The sequence below is a fragment of the Barnesiella sp. An55 genome (genome assembly GCF_002161555.1).
Taxonomy (GTDB): Bacteria; Bacteroidota; Bacteroidia; order Bacteroidales; family Barnesiellaceae; genus Barnesiella; species Barnesiella merdipullorum.
This window is the reverse complement of sequence record NZ_NFHZ01000002.1, coordinates 110,013-126,885: the sequence shown is the minus strand read 5'-3', so window position 1 is coordinate 126,885 and position 16,873 is coordinate 110,013. Positions and strand designations below refer to the sequence as shown.

Genomic DNA, 16,873 nt, shown 5'->3' with positions numbered 1-16,873 from the left:
TTATAAATCGATTGTGATCATCTTCTGAAATAGAAAGGAGATAAAGATAAATGACAGGGGATAACTCTGATGAATCGCAAAATGCAATCATTTTGTTGGTCCCGTTTAAAAGTTTATTGGCTAATCTTGGAAGCAAATGACTCTTAATCATTGGGTCGAGGGTTCGAGCCCCTCCGGGGTCACAGACGACAGCGCTTACATCGAAATGTAGGCGCTTTTTTTTGTGCCCTTGTATAAATGGATGGGGGTGACGGAGCGTGTTGCTCTTCTCTTTGGGGGAGCGTGGTGGCGCTGTTGGAATGGAGGCACGTTCCCGAAATGTGGCTCGTGTGTAAAAAAGATATTCCTTCTGTGAAATAGTTTAAAAAGTTTTTTCTATCTTTGGATAAGACAGGATGTGGTTCGGCGTCTTGTTTCGAAATTGTTCCTGTTCGGGAATCGAGAGCTATCTATTATTAATCGGTAAAAAGGGGATATATGGACAGAAGTCATTACAAGGTGGAAGATAAGAATAGCGAGGTGCGTCGCATCGTTTATGGTGTAATCATCTATTTGGTTTTGCTTTGTATTTTGCCGTGGACCAACTTCGGGTGGTGGAATCTGCTCGACTACTCGTCGATGCGTGTCGATGAGGTGCGTACCCATTCGCGCGAGGTGACCTTGCGCTGGAGTACCGACCTGCGGGTCGTGGGCGTTGACGGCGAGGAGCAGGTGCGTCGGTTGCCGGCCGGGACTACGGTGCGTATCCTGGCTATCTGCTACGATTTGCCCGATGAACCTGTCTTGCTCAGTTACAAACCGTGGGCCGAGTATCAGGTCGAGTTGCCGGATGGCACGCGGGGATTGGCTGTGGTGCCCGAGGCTGCTACCGGACTGGAGGTGAAACTCAAGGTCGATGGCGAGTTGAAACCTTTCAAGGTCGAGCGGGTGGAGCGGCTGGCCGAGAATCCCATGAAGTCTGAGACGAAACAGAGCGCCTATCCCTATCTCTACATACTCGACAATGGCGAGGAGCTGGCTTTCGAGCCCATTTATTGGCCTATTCGCGGGCAGGAGTTTGTTTATACCCGCCGCAGTGCCGATGAGAAACAGCTCATTACCGATCGGTTGGTAGCCTTTGATCGGGAGCTGGAACAGTTCAAGGGCGACAGCCTGGCTGCTGTCGAGGCCCGGTATGAACCGGCGCAGAGCGTGGTGGTCGAGGGGAAGCGCAAGTATGCCTATCTCCCCAGTATCGATGTGCTGCAAAACGACTCGGCGTTGTACAAGACCGTGATGCTGACGTTCGAAAACGATACCCTGGCCGGCTATAGCCTGTCGGGAGAGCCTACCCGTTCGCTGCCGTTCTTCTCGCATCTTGTTAACTCGATTATTCGTGTCAACCCCAACTATGTACAGGCCGGTTATTACGAGGCCTATCCCTACGGAAATTTGGGTAGCCGCACTATGCCCCGCTGGATGGCCCGTGGAGTGGCCGGGGTAGTCGATACGCTGCTGTTGCTCTTCCTGGCCTTCCTGTTGCCGTGGCTGTTGCGTCGCACGTTGTTCTATATACGGCCACTCTCCAACGGGATGGTCAAGTTTCTGTCGGTGCTGTTTGTGCTCATCGTCTTCCATCTGTATCTGTTCTATCTATCGACCCCCTCGGTCAATATATTCTTTGTCTATGTAGGCATTGCCATTGCGTGGATGCTGGTGGGGGTGAATGTCGATTTGCGCTGTCCGCATTGTCACCGGGTCAACTCGCTCGAGTTTCTGGGGCGGGGCGATTCGCACGTGGTAGTCACGGTCGATGAGCACGACGCGAACCGGTTGCTCTCGCGCAAGGTCGAGCGGCAAAGCAACACCCTGGTGGTAACCGATACGGTGGACGAGTATGTCGAGCGGGAGACGACCGCTACCGAGCACTTCTATCTCTACTATCGTTGCACCTGCTGTGGCAGTGCGATACGTCACAAGGGTCGGCGGCGCATCGGGTCGAGTGTGGAGTATCGGGATAAATAGGGTGAAAATAAAAAACACCTGCAAGCGATTGCTTACAAGTGCGGACATATATGTTGTTTTTGGTGAGTGGTGGGCGTTGACGGATTCGAACCGCCGACCCTCTGCTTGTAAGGCAGATGCTCTAAACCAGCTGAGCTAAACGCCCCTGTTTTTGTGGCAGCTTTGTCGCCGCTCCAGGGTTTTATTCGACCGTCAATCGGTGTTTGATTGCCTTTCCTTCGGTCTTGGTGGGCGTTGACGGATTCGAACCGCCGACCCTCTGCTTGTAAGGCAGATGCTCTAAACCAGCTGAGCTAAACGCCCCTGTTTTTTTGTAGCGGCTTTGCCACCACTCCAGGGTTTTCTCTTCTCCCTCTCCATGTGCACCGGTTATACCGGCCTTGGTGGTGGGCGTTGACGGATTCGAACCGCCGACCCTCTGCTTGTAAGGCAGATGCTCTAAACCAGCTGAGCTAAACGCCCGGATTGCTTCCGGAAAAGCGATGCAAAGGTAACACAATTTTTTTATTTCCAAAACAAAAAAGAAAATTATTCGATAAAATTACGCAGGAAATCGTATTTTTGTGCTCCGTTTCACTCAAAACACAGATTATGGAATTATCATCACTCACGGCTATATCGCCTATCGATGGCCGCTACCGCAACAAGGTGGAAAATTTGGCGCTCTATTTTTCGGAGTGGGCTCTTATCCGGTACCGGGTACGGGTCGAGATTGAGTACTTTATCGCTTTGTGCGAGTTGCCCTTGCCCCAACTCTCGGGGGTGAGTCACGACCTCTTCCCGGCCTTGCGGGCAATCTATCAAAACTTTACCGAGGACGATGCCGCCCGGGTAAAGTCGATTGAGTCGGTCACCAACCACGATGTAAAGGCGGTCGAATATTTCCTCAAGGAGAAATTCGACGAGTTGCACCTCGAGGCCTATAAGGAGTTTATCCACTTTGGTCTCACCTCGCAGGATATCAACAACACGTCGGTACCCCTGTTGATAAAAGAGGCACTGCACGACTGCTATATGCCGGTGCTCGACGAGATGTTGGGCCTGATCAACCATTATGCCGAGGAGTGGAAAGATATACCCATGCTGGCCAAGACGCATGGTCAGCCGGCATCGCCCACCCGCTTGGGCAAAGAGATACGGGTATTCGGATACCGTCTCGAGAAACAGATCGAGCTGCTCAAGGCTGTGCCCATGAGCGGGAAATTCGGTGGCGCCACGGGTAACTTCAACGCCCACCACTTTGCCTATCCCGATATCGATTGGCCTGCCTTCGGGAACCGTTTCCTCAAAGAGCGTCTCGGCATTGAGCGTGAAGCCTGGACGACCCAGATTTCGAACTACGACAACCTGGCTGCCCTGTTCGACGCCCTGCGCCGTATCAACACGATAGTCATCGACCTCGACCGCGACTTCTGGCAATACATCTCGATGGAGTATTTCAAGCAGAAAATCAAAGAGGGCGAGGTAGGTTCATCGGCCATGCCTCACAAGGTAAACCCCATCGACTACGAGAACTCCGAGGGTAACCTGGGTCTGGCCAATGCCATCTTTGAGCACCTGGCCAAGAAGTTGCCCATCTCGCGTTTGCAACGCGACCTCACCGACTCGACCGTGCTGCGCAACGTAGGCGTGCCTTTGGCTCATACGCTCATCGCCTTCCACAGCACCATCAAGGGGCTGAACAAGCTGCTGCTCAACGAGAAGGCTATCTATCACGATCTCGATCAGATGTGGAATGTGGTAGCCGAGGGTATCCAGACGATTCTGCGTCGCGAAGGTTATCCGCACCCCTACGAGACCTTGAAGGCCCTCACCCGCACCAACTCGGTAGTCAATGCCGAGTCGATACGCGAGTTTATCGACACCCTCAACGTGTCGGAGTCGGTTAAGGAAGAGCTGCGCCGCATCACGCCGCACACCTACACCGGGTTCTAAGCGTCAAGTAATTCACGGCCTGCCTTGTTGAAAGGCGAGCCCTCTACTGTATAAGCCGATTCTTGGGTTGCACCTGTTATTCTCGATGAAGGCAGGGCGCCGAAGAATCGGTGCTTTTTATACCCGTTTTCATCCCGAGCGAACAAAGAGAATTGCCTTTTGTTTTTTTAAGAAGAAAATGATAACTTATTTGATTGTGAAAGAGATGAAATGGAAAATCCTTTGTATCTTTGCCGCGAAAAAGGTAAAAAAATAATCGATAGAACAATAGATAATTTTAGTTAGGCCGAGAGGCTTGTGTTTTTTAATTACAATTAATTCCTATGGAAAGCGAAAAAAGAGCTAAGCGCCCTCGTATCGGGGTATCGAACCGTGAAGGCATGACCGAACGATATGAGAAAGTAGAGTACAAAAGAGGTGGAGAAGAGGGACATGCATCGTATGGCGTAAATACCGAGCGTCCACACTACTCCCGCAACAGTAATTATGGTGAGGGAGGGAATCGCTCCTATGCCAATGAACGCCCCAATAACTATGGGAATCGCCAGGGCGGATATCATCAGAACCGTCAGGGCGGATATGGTAACAACCGTCGGAACAACAACTACAACAACGCTCCGCGGTACAATCAGGACTACAATCGCAACAACGAAGGGGGTGAGGGCTATCAACAACGTCCTTACGGCGAGAACGAGCGCCCCTACTACCCCAAACAGAATCGCCAGGGTGGCTACAACCAGAACCGCCAGGGCGGATATGGCAACAACCGGTATAACCAGAACCGGCCACAACAACGTCGCAACAACAAGAATTTCAACAGCCGTCCGCAACGCATCGAGTATGAACTGCCCGAGGTAGATCCCAACGAACCGATTCGTCTCAACAAGTTCATGGCCAATGCGGGCATCTGCTCGCGTCGTGAGGCCGACGAGTATATCCAGGCCGGCGAAGTGATGGTAAACGGCGTGCAGGTAACCGAGCTGGGTACGAAGATTACCCGCAACGATACGGTAACCTTCCGTGGCAAAGTCGTTACCCTCGAGCGCAAGATCTATGTGCTGCTGAACAAACCAAAAGATTGCGTGACCACCTCGGACGACCCGCAGGACCGCCTCACCGTGATGGACATCGTGCGCAACGCCTGCACCGAGCGCATCTACCCCGTAGGTCGTCTCGACCGTAACACCACGGGTGTGCTGCTGCTCACCAACGACGGCGACCTTGCCTCGAAGCTCACGCACCCCAAGTTCATCAAGAAGAAAATCTATCACGTTTGGCTCGATCGCGACGTGAACGAAGAGGATATGCAGCGCATTGCCGATGGGGTAGAGCTGGAAGATGGTCCCATACAACCCGATGCCGTGAGCTATGCCAACGATACCGACAAGAACCAGGTGGGAATCGAAATCCACTCGGGCCGCAACCGTATCGTGCGCCGTATTTTCGAGGCTCTGGGTTACCGGGTAGTCAAACTCGACCGCGTCTATTTTGCCGGTCTCACCAAGAAAAACCTGCAACGCGGCCGCTGGCGTTACCTCACGCAACAAGAGGTGAACATGTTGCAGATGGGTTCGTTTGAATAAGTAAAATAGTCAAATAGCCACACGCCCCGCTCGGGAAACCCGTTCGGGGCGGCGGTGCTTAAAACCAATAGATTGAAAGAGTATGGAAACAATGAAAAGGACCAAAGTTGTCGATGCCTTTGATGCATCTCTTTACGGAACAAGGATAAATGTAAAAGGCTGGGTGCGTACGCGCCGGGGTAATAAGCATGTAAACTTCATTGCCTTGAACGATGGTTCTACGATTAAAAATATACAGATAGTAGTCGATCTCTCGAAGTTTACCGAGGCCGAGATGAAACCTATCACGACCGGTGCCTGCATCAGTGTCATTGGCACGCTGGTCGAGTCGCAGGGTAAAGGACAGCAGGCCGAGATTCAGGCCGAGAGCATCGAGCTCTATGGCAGTGCCGATCCCGATTCGTATCCTTTGCAGAAGAAGGGACACACGCTCGAGTTCCTGCGCGAGATTGCCCATTTGCGTCCCCGCACCAATACCTTTGGTGCCGTGTTCCGCATCCGTCACCACTTGGCCTATGCCATTCACAAATACTTCAACGACCGCGGCTTCTTCTATCTGAACACGCCGCTCATCACGGCCAGCGACTGCGAAGGTGCTGGTGCCATGTTCCAGGTAACGACACTCGACCTTAACAACGTGCCCCGCACCGACGATGGGGCTGTCGATTACAGCGCCGACTTCTTTGGCAAGCCCACCAGCCTCACCGTGTCGGGTCAGCTCGAGGGCGAGCTCGGAGCCATGTCGCTGGGTGCCATCTATACCTTTGGCCCCACGTTCCGTGCCGAGAACTCCAATACGCCCCGTCACCTGGCCGAGTTCTGGATGGTAGAGCCCGAGGTTGCCTTCAACGAAATCGAAGAGAATATGGACTTGGCCGAGGACTTCCTCAAATACCTCATTCGCTATGCCCTCGACAATTGTCAGGACGATCTCGAATTCCTCTGCCAGATGTATGACAATGAGTTGATCGAGCGCTTGAAGTTTGTCGTTGAGAACGATTTCGTGCGTCTGCCCTATACCGAGGGTGTGAAGATTCTCGAGGAGTCGGGCCACAAATTTGAATATCCCGTTTACTGGGGCGCCGACCTCCAAAGCGAGCATGAGCGTTTCCTGGTTGAGGAGCACTTCAAGAAACCGGTTATCCTCACCGACTATCCCAAGGAGATCAAGGCCTTCTATATGAAACTCAACGACGACGGCAAGACCGTGCGTGCCATGGATGTGCTCTTCCCCCGTATCGGCGAAATCATCGGTGGTTCGCAGCGTGAGGAGAGCTACGAAAAGCTGCTCTCGCGCATCGAGGAGCTGCATATCCCCATGAAAGATATGTGGTGGTATCTCGATACCCGTCGTTTCGGTACCGCACCTCACTCGGGTTTCGGTCTCGGTTTCGAGCGCCTGGTGCTGTTCGTTACCGGCATGACCAACATTCGCGATGTGATACCTTTCCCCCGTACGCCCAAGAACGCCGAGTTCTAATTCAAGGACATACGGTAAGACTTATACAGAGCAGAGCCGCCTCGGGACCGATTGTCCCCGGGGCGGCTCTGTCGCTTTATCGGGTGTGCAACAACTGCGCTACCTGATCAAGATGCCGGTGAAGTCGAAGTTCATCGAGCAGGATGTGGTGAATCCATTTCCGTTGAGGTACCACGAGACATCCATATGTCCCTTCATCGAGGTGGCGCTCACCCGGGTGAAAGTCAGTTCACCTTGCATGGGTATTCCAGCAACGTTGTTGGTATAGATGAGCGATAGCTCGGTGCCGGTGTTCGATTTCAGGGCAAAATTGCCGTTTTCTTGGAAGAAGGTATCCCAGAAGCCTTCCTGGAAAGAGAAACTCTCTTGCGTCACTTCGCCAAATGTAAAGACGTCGTTGATGTTTGCAGTTTGGATATGCGTGCCAGCATCGCTGTCATACATCGTTGTCGTCATGGTCCCCGTGATACTCCATTGGGTGTTGGAGAATGACGAGTTCGGTATCACCTCATTATTCCCCTCTTGAGATACCGCTACCGACTGTTCCAGACTCTCTTGAGTGCCGTCGGGGTAGGTAATCGTGGCGCGCACCGTGACAGTGCCGTGGCGAGGCTCTTGCAGCGAACTCTTCTTGGCGTCGATGAAGAAACTGTATTGGGCATTGTCTCGTTGAATGGAACACCACGAGGGCTTTGACGTTACCTCCCACTGGGCGTTTTCGGTAGTCTCGACATAGATTCCGCGGGAGCCTCCTTTGACCGGGAACTCAACGCTCGAGGGCGATAGCGACAGCTTCAGCCCCTTGGTTGTGAAGGATACCGTGCGACCACTGTAATAGGTGCCGCGAGTCGAAGTGAGGAACGACTGGGCATGGTAGGTGGTGGCCTCTTCCAGATCGGAGAGGGTGAGTGACCAGTTGTCGCCTTCGGTCGATGCCGTGAATACTTTTCGGTCGTTGCTTCCGGGGCGGGTTAGAATAACACCTTTCTGCACGATGTTGGCACCGCCATAGCCTGTATATCGGTACGAACCGTTTATCTTTGCACTGGTTCTCTCGATGTCATAGGCCTCCGAAATGCTCAATTCGAAGTCTTGGCTTTGGGGTAGCTCCTCCCACACGATTGCACTCTGGCTGTTGAATGAGCCTCTTGAGAACATATCGGAGCAATAGGCGATCTCCTCGTCGGTTTCCAGTTCCTTCCCGGTTGCATGCTCATAGCCCAGTTGAAATGCCGATACGGCAGTCGATAGAGGCACCGTCATGGTGCGGAATATCATATTGACGTTAAACTCTCTTCTGTGCTGTTCTCGCACTTCGTTCAATTCCATCTCATCGAAAACCATGGACTCTTCGATTCTCATCTTGGTTACTTCCAGTATTTGAGGAATGAAGTCGAACCCGGGTAGATCAAACCCTTCGGGAAGGAAAAATGACAAGCTCAGTATATTTGAGGTTTTATTGGCATATTGAATGAGAGGATCTATAATGTCTTTGATTATCAGCTCCTTGAACATCTTCTCGTCTTCCTGGTCCTGTCGGTCTCGTGGCTGTATGGCCTGTCGCAGGGACGACAGACTCACGATTTGGGCATCGGACTGCATTTGCCCTGTGGTCCAGTCCATAGTACCCACCATCAGAGTTTGGGGAGTGGCCACCATCACTTGATTCGAGGGAGTCCCGGTGACCGGATCCATCTCGTACCAGATAAAGGAGTCTTTGGTAATGGAGAGCAGCATGCAGGAGCTTGAGCCTTCGTGAAACAGGACGATGGTCTCCAGCTCGGGGTGGTCGGGAGAGTAGAATCCTACCAGGGTGTAATCCTTGACATAGAGTATGGAGCTGGGACTGGTCGATGTGAGCTCCTCGGATTTTACACCATAGATAGTCACCTCGAGCGTTTCGCTACCATCTTGAGCCGAGTTGAGAGTCGGTGAGAAGTTTCCCTCGATTTCGCATCCTGTAAAGGCCAGCGTCAGGAGGGTCAGTAGAATAAGTCGTGACAGTGTTTTCATGGATAGCGTGTGGCGGCGGTTCAGAGAACCGTAAAACAGGTATCTGTCGAGGAGGGAATCCCCCTCCTCGACAGATACGAAATGAAAATATTAGAAATAGAACGTCATGTACAGGGAGCCTCCCAGGCTTTCGGTGCCGAAGTAGATGCCGTTGTCGCCCGGTGAGAGCAGATCGGTGCGAGTATCTATCTTTCCGCTGGTGGTGTTGTAGCCTTCGCTTTCGACGTAGGTTTGTGAGCCAAAGATGTAGTAGAGGCTCAGGTTGACCTCGGCGCCCAAAGCGATCTTGGGTGCAACGAACCACTCGATACCGGCGCTACCGGTCAGACCCAGATAGACGTCGCTGCCGGTTCCGTTTTGCTTCAAGACACGATAGCCGGCAGGTACGTTGGGCATACCGGCAAAGGTGTAGGACGAGGGCGACTGGTTAATCTCGGTAAAGGCATTGCCCCACGAGTAGGTGTCTTTGTTGTTTTGGAACGCAAAGAGGAGTCCACCGCCAAATACTCCTTGCACGCGGCGGGAACCTTTTCGGTATTCGGCGCCCAGCATCATGCTCACGCCGTTGCGTTCGTGGCGGACACCGTCGGTGACTTTGGCCTCGCTCAACGGATTGGCGAGCAGGGCCTGGTCGTCGATCGAGTAGGCTTTTTCGTTTTCGGCCGAAATCATCAGACCGATATTGGCCCGCAAGGCCCACTCGTCGGTGAGCATGTATTTACCCATAATCGACACGTCGGGCATGAGGCCCCGGTCTCTGAAGTGGGCGTTCCCGCTGGTAAACGGGGTGCCCCCCACGTGGGTTATTTCGTTGGTCCCGTTGGTGCCGTTAAAGGCATTGCCTATGTATCTCAAAACGGGTACGACGTCGATACCCAAGGCCCAGTCACCTTCCTCGGGCAGATATTGTTTCTTTTCTTTCTCTTCGGCCCCAAGCATGGCTGGGAACAGGCAGACCGAGAGTATGATGGCTATCAGTTTTTTCATAAGGGCGAGGTTTTATTATTCAAAAGATTTGGTTCCCCATTCCGATACGTAAGACCAGGAGAAGCTGTCGTCATATCCGCCCTCTTTGTCTTCGGTAAAGATCATGGTGGCGCACACGGGGTTTTCGATATTCTCGATTATGGGGAATGTATAGTTGGAGTAAACTCCAGAGTAGGCACCACCGGGAGCATAAACGCCTGCGAGATATTCGGTATCGCCGGCATTGTCGAAGTGCTTGAACTCGCTTTCATAGAAGCTTACCGGCTCGACGGTGAGTCGTTGCAGGGTTTCGCCTTTGGCTCTTACCGGGATGAAGACCGAGAACTCACCTTTGTTGTCGGTGGTGGCACCAAACTTGCGAACGATGTTTGCCGATTGTCCACCGGTCGTCGTCTCCTGGTAATTGTAGGTCACGGTAAAGATTACGTTGATACCTGATTTTACATCCCAGTAGCGTTGGTCGTTCTGGCGATACAGTTTGCCAATACCAATCTTGCCTTTAATCTCTTCGGTCTCGTTGAAGGTCTCGGCAAAGGTGCGCGGGGTGTAGCTGTACATGTCGTCTTTCACAACGATGTCGCCGGGCGAAACCGTTTGAGAGGCTATATTGCCAATGCTGAAGACAACCTCCTCGGTCTCCATTACGGGGGCGTTGTTTTCCCAGCCGCTCACGAGGGTGCGTGTCCCCATGAACGATGCCGGTTTGACGGTGATGCGGGTATCTTCTACGACCGGTATTTCAATACCGTATTTACCCTCGTTGTTGGTTGTTGCTTCATAGAGGGTATAGCCCTTGGCCGTACCGTTGGGGTCGAGCGAAGCGTTGCTCACCTGGATAACAACTTTGACTCCGGCAGCCGGTTGCAGCAATTCCTGGAACTGACCGTTCTTGAAGTCTTGACCTTGGCTGTAGCAGAGGCTGCCTACAATGGTGGCTCTCCCTTGAATGTCGTCGATTGTGACTTCGGACTGCTCTTTTGAACATCCGCTCAACAGGGCTACGGCCAACAAGCCGGCAGCCCACGATGTAATACGTAAGTGTTTCATGATAATAGATATATATTAAAGGTTTGTTTTCGTCAAAAAAGTCCCCCTTTTTTATGAAGTCCCCTCTTGTTGATAATAACTTTCTCTATATGATTGGTTTCCAGATTACTCGATAGAATATGAGGGCTCGAATACGCGAGCCTGTGTGGTGCGGGTATTCGACTTCCTCCTTCCGTGTGTGACCTATTTGAGGTCAAATGCCAGCCCTATGTAAAGATTGACGGCTCCTAACCGGCCGTTTATGTCATCGGCTACATGTTTGTGATTGAATATGTCGGTATAGGGCAATGAGTAGTTCAATCCCAAATGGATTTTGTGGAGTACGACACCGGCTTGTACGGCCCAGGAGCTGTTGAAGATATTGAAGTACTCGTCGGGCAGAGTGTCTTTCAAATCTTGTTTCTCTCCATTATATTCGATGGTTCCCCAATACCCGGCAAAATCAAAATCAAAGTTGATTCCGGTTTGCACATACAGACTCACCTTTGGGGTGAACCGATAGTTGTATCCGATAAAAATCGGGATACGATACCCCATGGTATTATAAGTGGTTGTCATTGTTCTCCCGTTTATCTCCACCTCTTCTTTCCATCCTTTGAAGGGGAGTTCCACGCCTAACCCTGCGTAGAAGTTCTTGTTTTTCCCGAAATAGCCTCCTACTTGACAGAGCGAAATGATACCGGTTGTTTTTCCCGAGACGTTGGTTTGGTCTTCGAAGTATGAACCGCCAAGGGTATTGAACGAGACGGCTCCTCCTACTCGTATGAATCCCCCTGCGGGTTTATTATTGTTGCCGTAGGAAGTAGTGCTATTCCCTGTATCGTTTCCTGCGCTACTCCATTGGGCCGATGCCGACAGCGAGCCGATGAAGAGTATGATGAGGGTAAGGATCGATTTTTTCATGGATGAACGTGTTTTAGTGGTGGTGTATATATTCGGGTTTATGTTCTGCTTCTACCGGGATTGTAAGTAAAAAAAGTTTTGGGGGAAGATAAACTCTGGAAAGAATCGTTGGTGGCGTGGAGTCAACCTTCCCCCGAAACAAAGTGTATGAAGTCTTTTATTTTCTCTTGACCTTGATATCGAAGTTCAGCCCTAAGCAGATATTGAATGTGCCTATTTTCCCTTTTATGCTTTCATCAACATATTCGTAGTCAAATATATCTTTAAAGGGAAGGGCATATTCGAGACCCACATAGAGTTTCTTATAGGTAATGCCGGCGCTGAACATCCACGAGCCATTGAGTACCCTGAAAGTGTCAACCAGATCCTCGCTGGAAATATCCTCTTTCTCTCCGTCATATTCTACGCTGCCCCAATAGCCAAAATCGACATCGAAGCTGGGGCCGGTATGCCCATATACTTTGAAATCCTGGGTAATGGGATATTGGTACCCAACGAAGATCGGGAAGCGATAGCCTACGCCGTTGTAGTTGGTCGTGAAAGTACGGCCGTTTATCTCCACCTCTTCCTTCCATCCTTTGAAGGGAAGATCCCAACCGAAGCCCAAGTAGATGGGGCTATTCTTGCCGAGGAAAAATCCAAGTCGGGCCAGGTTGATAGCTCCCGTGACTTTTCCTGATGCGTTCTTGTCGAAGTAATTACCACTGAGCGTATTGAACGACAGCGAGCCTCCTACCCGGTAAAACCCGATTACTCGTTTAGACGTGTTTGCAGAGGTGTTGTTGTATCCTGTTCCGTCTCCGGCGCTACTCCATTGAGCCGATGCCGCCAAGGTGCCGATGAGGAACACCACAAGGGTAAGAATCGATTTTCTCATGTTGGTAGTCTCGTTTTATTGGAGGTTGAAATTCATGCGCCATACGTTGAACAGACCTTTGGCCGTGCCGCGTTGGGAGAGGAAATAGATGCTGCGACCGTCGGGCGACCACACGGGACAACCGTCGTTACCCGGGTGGAAGGTGAGTTGGGTAAACTGAGTACCGTCGGTGCGGACTACAAAGATGTCGAGGTTTTGGACACGTTTGTTCTTGGGGTCGAAGCTGTTGCCCATGCACACGATCCATTTGCCGTCGGGCGAGATGCGCGGTGTGGTGAAGCTCTGTTCCTGACGCGAGAGGATAAGGGTCTCGATACCGGTTTGATAGTTCACTTTCCAGATTTCGCCGATGCCCTTGTCGTTGAACCGGGTGCAGAGGAAGGTGTTGGGCTCGTCTTTTAAGGGTTCGGGAGTACAGCCCGTGGAGTAGTTGGTAAAGAGATTGTTCTTGCGGTTGTAGCTCCAGATGCTGTATGAGCCGTAGTCTCTACGCGAGAAGAACACGAGGTCGGGGTCATAGGGCGATGCCGAAGGCGCTGCATCGTAGGTGCTGCCGAAGGTGAGCTGGTTGAGCACGCTTCCGGCATCGGCGTTGATGCAGTATATGGAGCTGGTATTGTTGCGCTGTTCCGAGAAGTAGAGTTGCGAACCGTCGGGCGACCACGAGAGGTCGGTTACCCAGTTGCGGAAGGTGCGTTGGGTGGCACCGCTACCGCCACGTTCGGCACTGGCTACCATGATATTGGTTTGCTTGTTTTTGTAGGAGAGGTAGGCAAACCGGCGGCCGTCGGGCGAAACTGCAATGCTGGGGTTGACCCACCATTCGAATTTGCCATATTCGTTACGGGTAGATATACCGCTGACGTTATCGCGAGTCTCGTCGGTAAGTTTCTCAAAGCGAATACCGCCCTCTTCGGGAACCGATACGTTTGAATAGACTATTTGAGAGGTTGTACACTGCGAGAGGAGCCAGATGAGTAGGAGACCCATGCCGGCAAGGGTAATCTTTTTATTCATTATCATCTTGTTTTAAGTGTATTTTACACAAAGAAATATAAAAAGAGCAAATAAAGCAGGTTGGGGTGTGCAGGAATAACTGAACACACCTGCCGGAATTATTGTACTATATGCCTATTTTTTCTTCTTGCAAAGCGCCAGGTATTGACACAGAAGCTTGGCGTCGGTGATGCCTTCGACGTTGAGATGGATATGGCAGATTTGGGCAGGCGATTGGGGGTGGCTCCCTTGCTGGTAGTATTCCTGGAAAAAGTCATACTGCAATACGTCCGAGATGGTAATGAGCAGGTCGGTATCGATACTCTTTCGGGAAAAGATGTCATAGACGGTACCTCGCGTGCGGTTGATTCGTGTAGCAAACTCGGTGACCGATAGCCCGCTTTCTTTAAATCTTTCGTGAATGATGTTTCCGATGTGTATATTCCTCATCTCGTTCGGGGAGATTACCGGCCTCTATAAACCGGGATTGTTGAGTATGTCTGTGTTGTCGATAGTTTGTTGATTGTTGCTGTCGAGGACCTCAGAAGGTGCCCCGTATTCCTGAGGCGAAGAGGTTATCGGCTGCAAGGAGGAACCTATGGTGACACATTGCGAAAAAAGAAATATGAACAGGGCCCCTCCTCCTGCAAGAATAAATCTTTTGTTCATTATACGTCTTGTTTAAGTGTATTTTATACAAATAAAATATAAAATAATAAAACAAAGGGGGTGAGGCGTGTAGGAATAACTGTACAGTACTGCCGGATTTATTGTACAAATACGGCTCTATTTTTTCTTGCAGGGTGCCAGGTATTGGCACAGGAGCTTGGCGTCGGTGATGCCTTCGACGTTGAAATGGATGTGGCAGATTTGGGTGGGAGATTGGGGATGGTCCTTTTGCTGATAGTATTCCTGGAAGAAGTCGTATTGCAGTACATCTGAGATGATGATGAGCAGGTCGGTATCGATACTCTTCCGGGAAAAGATGTCATAGATGGTACCTCGCGTGCGGTTGATTCGTGAGGCAAACTCGGCGACCGAAAGTCCGCTCTCTTTGAATTTTTTGTGAATGATTTGTCCGATGTGTATGTTCCTCATGATCCATTGAGTTGCAAGCGCAGGCTTTTGTTCTTTGCGGGGAGGTTGGGCACCGGGAGGGAAATAAAAAAACGTGGTCTTGCCTAATGTTTGTCCAATAGAGGCCTTCGCATTGCCTAAGCATACAAACAAGAACAAGCCCACGTAGATGTATCTACATGGCAACTCGTCACTGGGTTCTCTATGCTTGTATGAAAGTTGCGAAGTTTCTATTGGCGGAGAACGAAGCTAACGCTTATTTTCTTTTATGTCAAGTTTTTACTTTTCTTGTCCCCTTTGCTTGTTTTTAATTTTTTATGATATATACGGTTTGTCGTTTAGTCTTTGAAGTTTTTCCCGTTCCAGCGAAGGGTAATCGACTCGCGCAGGTAAGGCTTGAGCCGATTGTAGTCTTGGCTGTCGAGATACTCTTTCCACGACTGGCGGGCGCATATCGAACCATCGGTGTCGAAGGTGTATTCGACGAGTTCGATGTCAACCGGGCGCATAATCTCTTCGCGCTGGGCTTTGGTGAGGCTGTCGGGAAAGAGGAAAAATGCCTCTTTGGTCAATGGCCTGATGTATTTCGATGCGGGCAACTCCTGCCACTGGCTGTTGAAAAAACGGATGCGGCTGTCGCCGGCCGGGGCATAGACCGTGTTGACCAGTACAACGAGAGTGTCGTTGCTGTGGGTCGTGTAGAGGTGCATGGCCATTTGGCTTTGTTCCGAGAGGGCTACGGTCAGGCTGTTTTCCTGTAACTGTGTCATTTGAGCCAGCCCCCCCAGCTGTGTGGCTACCTGGGCCTTCTGTCCGGCATGGAAGAGATCGATGAGGTCTTTGCGCCGGTTCACCTCGATGGTAGGCACGAGTGAGTCGGGCATGGCGGCAAACCATTGGGCTGCCGGCTCGATGGCCTGCAACACACCGGCGGTGACGATGGCGCTTATGAACAATACTCTTCTTGGTTTCATGTCAAACGTTTGGACAAAAATAGTAAATAGCTTTTTCAGGTGCAAGAAACATCGCCGCTATTTCGTGCCCAGGTAAAGGAAGAACATTCCCAACAACACGAGCACCAGGTCGAACGATTTGCTGCGTATGTTTTTCTCCTTGAAGAGGAGCGCTCCGGCGATGAAACTTACCACTACGCTGCTGCGTCGCACCATCGAGACGATCGATATCATGGAGTCGGGGTAGCTGAGGGCGTAGAAATAAACAAAGTCGGCACAGACAAGAAAGAGCGAGATGAAGAATATCGAGGGTCTCCACACAAACGGGGTGGTGTGTTTGCGCTGCGGATACCACAGAAGCAGCAGTACGACGGCCATCATGGCCATCTGGTAGTAGGAGTACCACACCTGCACGGTCATGCGGTCGAAGCCGTGCGACATGAGGTATTTGTCGTACAGCCCGCTGGCGGCTCCCGTGATGGTGGCCAGCACGATGAAGAGTATCCACAGGTTGTGGCGAAAGTTGATTCCCTCTTTCCGCCCCGAGAAGGAGAGCATGATGAACGAGACAATAGCCAGCAGCACGCCCACCCACTGGTAGAGGTTGAGCCGTTCGCCGAAGATGAGCAATGCCCCGATGAGGGTGAGTATCGGCTGTGATGCCTTGATGGGGCCGGCTATGGTGATGGGCAGGTGCTTGGTGGCAAAGTAGGCGCAGGTCCACGAGGTGAGCACCAGCGCTGCCTTGCCGATGATGTAGAGGTGCTCGCGCAGGGTCGAAGGGGGCACGTAGAACATCGAGTCGCGCATCAGATCGGGAAACCCGTAGGAGAGTATGATGCAGGGCAAGAACAGCAGACTGCAGAAAAGGGTGTTGAGAAACAACACGGGGATGACGGCGTTGCCGTTGAGCGACGTTTTTTTACATACCTCGTAGCAGCCTAACAGGAAGGCCGAGAGAAAAGCAAGCGATAACCACATCTTTTTTTACCTATTTGAGTGCAAAGGTAGCGATTCT

General features: G+C 51.4%; 14 protein-coding genes and 4 tRNA genes. 5 read left to right on the top strand and 13 right to left on the bottom strand.

What is annotated here, in order from left to right; translation table 11 throughout:
• The first annotated feature begins 97 nt into the window (after positions 1-97).
• Positions 98-182 (top strand) — tRNA-Lys (locus B5G10_RS01805).
• Between the two features lie 295 nt (positions 183-477).
• Positions 478-2,004, top strand: a complete 1,527-nt coding sequence (locus B5G10_RS01800; protein ID WP_087423060.1) for a hypothetical protein — start codon at positions 478-480, stop codon at positions 2,002-2,004.
• A 67-nt stretch (positions 2,005-2,071) separates the two neighbouring features.
• Here the strand turns inward: B5G10_RS01800 and B5G10_RS01795 are convergent.
• The 3 genes from B5G10_RS01795 to B5G10_RS01785 form a co-directional block, all read right to left on the bottom strand.
• Positions 2,072-2,149: transfer RNA gene (locus tag B5G10_RS01795), tRNA-Val, on the bottom strand.
• Positions 2,150-2,229: 80 nt separating this feature from the next.
• Positions 2,230-2,307: transfer RNA gene (locus B5G10_RS01790), tRNA-Val, on the bottom strand.
• An 81-nt stretch (positions 2,308-2,388) separates the two neighbouring features.
• Positions 2,389-2,466 (bottom strand) — tRNA-Val (locus tag B5G10_RS01785).
• Positions 2,467-2,595: 129 nt separating this feature from the next.
• On the opposite strand from B5G10_RS01785, the gene purB reads away from it, so the two are divergent.
• From purB to asnS, 3 genes are all read left to right on the top strand, one after another.
• Entirely contained in the window at positions 2,596-3,939 is a 1,344-nt protein-coding gene (gene purB / locus B5G10_RS01780; RefSeq protein WP_087423059.1) for an adenylosuccinate lyase, read from the top strand.
• Positions 3,940-4,262: 323 nt separating this feature from the next.
• Positions 4,263-5,522, top strand: coding sequence for a pseudouridine synthase (locus B5G10_RS01770; RefSeq protein WP_087423057.1), 1,260 nt, complete (start codon positions 4,263-4,265; stop codon positions 5,520-5,522).
• 82 nt (positions 5,523-5,604) lie between these two features.
• Positions 5,605-7,002 (top strand): asparagine--tRNA ligase, encoded by a 1,398-nt coding sequence (gene asnS / locus B5G10_RS01765; protein WP_087423056.1) that lies wholly within the window; start codon positions 5,605-5,607, stop codon positions 7,000-7,002.
• A 99-nt stretch (positions 7,003-7,101) separates the two neighbouring features.
• On the opposite strand, the gene B5G10_RS01760 is transcribed toward asnS, so the two are convergent.
• From B5G10_RS01760 to B5G10_RS01715, 10 genes are all read right to left on the bottom strand, one after another.
• The gene (locus tag B5G10_RS01760) at positions 7,102-9,015 is read right to left on the bottom strand and encodes a BACON domain-containing protein (RefSeq protein ID WP_087423055.1); all 1,914 of its coding nucleotides are present in this window, start codon (positions 9,013-9,015) and stop codon (positions 7,102-7,104) included.
• Between the two features lie 90 nt (positions 9,016-9,105).
• Positions 9,106-10,002 carry a hypothetical protein gene (locus B5G10_RS01755; protein WP_087423054.1) on the bottom strand — a complete coding sequence of 299 codons (897 nt, stop codon included), beginning with the start codon at positions 10,000-10,002 and terminating at the stop codon, positions 9,106-9,108.
• Positions 10,003-10,017: 15 nt separating this feature from the next.
• Positions 10,018-11,049 (bottom strand): hypothetical protein, encoded by a 1,032-nt coding sequence (locus tag B5G10_RS01750; protein ID WP_087423053.1) that lies wholly within the window; start codon positions 11,047-11,049, stop codon positions 10,018-10,020.
• Between the two features lie 183 nt (positions 11,050-11,232).
• Entirely contained in the window at positions 11,233-11,952 is a 720-nt protein-coding gene (locus B5G10_RS01745; protein WP_087423052.1) for an outer membrane beta-barrel protein, read from the bottom strand.
• Between the two features lie 157 nt (positions 11,953-12,109).
• A complete protein-coding gene (locus B5G10_RS01740) occupies positions 12,110-12,829 on the bottom strand; it encodes a hypothetical protein (protein WP_087423051.1) in 720 nt (239 codons plus the stop codon).
• 15 nt (positions 12,830-12,844) lie between these two features.
• On the bottom strand, positions 12,845-13,846 hold the full coding sequence (locus tag B5G10_RS01735; protein ID WP_158098757.1) for a PD40 domain-containing protein: 1,002 nt from the start codon (positions 13,844-13,846) through the stop codon (positions 12,845-12,847).
• Positions 13,847-13,960: 114 nt separating this feature from the next.
• Complete coding sequence (locus B5G10_RS12770; protein ID WP_206396541.1) at positions 13,961-14,275, bottom strand: helix-turn-helix transcriptional regulator; 315 nt, start codon at positions 14,273-14,275, stop codon at positions 13,961-13,963.
• A gap of 336 nt (positions 14,276-14,611) precedes the next feature.
• Positions 14,612-14,923 (bottom strand): helix-turn-helix transcriptional regulator, encoded by a 312-nt coding sequence (locus B5G10_RS12765; protein ID WP_206396540.1) that lies wholly within the window; start codon positions 14,921-14,923, stop codon positions 14,612-14,614.
• A 317-nt stretch (positions 14,924-15,240) separates the two neighbouring features.
• Positions 15,241-15,876: a DUF3256 family protein gene (locus B5G10_RS01720; protein ID WP_087423049.1), complete on the bottom strand. Its 636-nt coding sequence runs from the start codon at positions 15,874-15,876 to the stop codon at positions 15,241-15,243.
• 57 nt (positions 15,877-15,933) lie between these two features.
• Positions 15,934-16,836, bottom strand: a complete 903-nt coding sequence (locus B5G10_RS01715) for a DMT family transporter (RefSeq protein WP_087423048.1) — start codon at positions 16,834-16,836, stop codon at positions 15,934-15,936.
• Between the last annotated feature and the right edge of the window lie 37 nt (positions 16,837-16,873).

Excerpts from the sequence above, each read along its gene's own strand:
- asnS (WP_087423056.1), top strand. The coding sequence starts at position 5,605 with ATGGAAACAATGAAAAGGACCAAAGTTGTCGATGCCTTTGATGCATCT.
- B5G10_RS01755 (WP_087423054.1), bottom strand. The coding sequence starts at position 10,002 with ATGAAAAAACTGATAGCCATCATACTCTCGGTCTGCCTGTTCCCAGCC.
- B5G10_RS12770 (WP_206396541.1), bottom strand. The coding sequence starts at position 14,275 with ATGAGGAATATACACATCGGAAACATCATTCACGAAAGATTTAAAGAA.
- B5G10_RS01720 (WP_087423049.1), bottom strand. The coding sequence starts at position 15,876 with ATGAAACCAAGAAGAGTATTGTTCATAAGCGCCATCGTCACCGCCGGT.
- B5G10_RS01750 (WP_087423053.1), bottom strand. The coding sequence starts at position 11,049 with ATGAAACACTTACGTATTACATCGTGGGCTGCCGGCTTGTTGGCCGTA.
- B5G10_RS01740 (WP_087423051.1), bottom strand. The coding sequence starts at position 12,829 with ATGAGAAAATCGATTCTTACCCTTGTGGTGTTCCTCATCGGCACCTTG.
- B5G10_RS01760 (WP_087423055.1), bottom strand. The coding sequence starts at position 9,015 with ATGAAAACACTGTCACGACTTATTCTACTGACCCTCCTGACGCTGGCC.
- B5G10_RS01745 (WP_087423052.1), bottom strand. The coding sequence starts at position 11,952 with ATGAAAAAATCGATCCTTACCCTCATCATACTCTTCATCGGCTCGCTG.
- B5G10_RS01715 (WP_087423048.1), bottom strand. The coding sequence starts at position 16,836 with ATGTGGTTATCGCTTGCTTTTCTCTCGGCCTTCCTGTTAGGCTGCTAC.
- B5G10_RS12765 (WP_206396540.1), bottom strand. The coding sequence starts at position 14,923 with ATGAGGAACATACACATCGGACAAATCATTCACAAAAAATTCAAAGAG.
- B5G10_RS01800 (WP_087423060.1), top strand. The coding sequence starts at position 478 with ATGGACAGAAGTCATTACAAGGTGGAAGATAAGAATAGCGAGGTGCGT.
- B5G10_RS01735 (WP_158098757.1), bottom strand. The coding sequence starts at position 13,846 with ATGAATAAAAAGATTACCCTTGCCGGCATGGGTCTCCTACTCATCTGG.
- B5G10_RS01770 (WP_087423057.1), top strand. The coding sequence starts at position 4,263 with ATGGAAAGCGAAAAAAGAGCTAAGCGCCCTCGTATCGGGGTATCGAAC.
- purB (WP_087423059.1), top strand. The coding sequence starts at position 2,596 with ATGGAATTATCATCACTCACGGCTATATCGCCTATCGATGGCCGCTAC.